This window comes from Proteus sp. fly-1067 (genome assembly GCF_040139345.1).
Lineage (GTDB): Bacteria > Pseudomonadota > Gammaproteobacteria > Enterobacterales > Enterobacteriaceae > Proteus > Proteus vulgaris_B.
In genome coordinates, this window is record NZ_JBEEUL010000234.1 from 1 (window position 1) to 543 (window position 543).

1 pseudogene is annotated in these 543 nt (G+C 42.2%); it reads right to left on the reverse strand.

Annotated features, from left to right (window positions below):
* A pseudogene (locus ABN217_RS20160) lies at nt 1-486 on the reverse strand (iron-containing alcohol dehydrogenase); the annotation flags it as partial.
* Between the last annotated feature and the right edge of the window lie 57 nt (nt 487-543).

Here is a 543-nt window from a genome sequence, read left to right on the forward strand (position 1 = left end):
AGCTAATGGGTATTTTTGGCCCGTTTTATCATCTGTCACAACAGCAAATGGCGTCACTTCAGAACCCGTACCCGATGTTGTAGTAATAGCGACTAATTTAGCCTTCACGCCCATTTTAGGGAAACGATGGATACGTTTACGAATATCCATAAAGCGGAGTGCAAGTTCTTCAAAGTGGGTTTCAGGGTGCTCATACATCACCCACATAATTTTCGCTGCGTCCATAGGTGAACCACCACCTAATGCAATAATAACATCAGGTTTGAAGGCATTCATTTGTGCGGCACCTTTACGCACTACGCTGAGTGTTGGATCTGCTTCAACTTCAAAGAACACATCCGTTTCTATATGGTGTTGTTTTAGAACGTTGATGACTTCATCAACATAGCCATTATTGAATAAATAGCCATCCGTGACAATAAATGCACGTTTTGCACCGTCAGTCGCAATTTCTTCAAGTGCAATTGGAAGACAACCACGGCGAAAAGAGCTGAAAATATGTTATGGCATAAACTTCCTAACTCCATTTATTTCCGCCGTGGT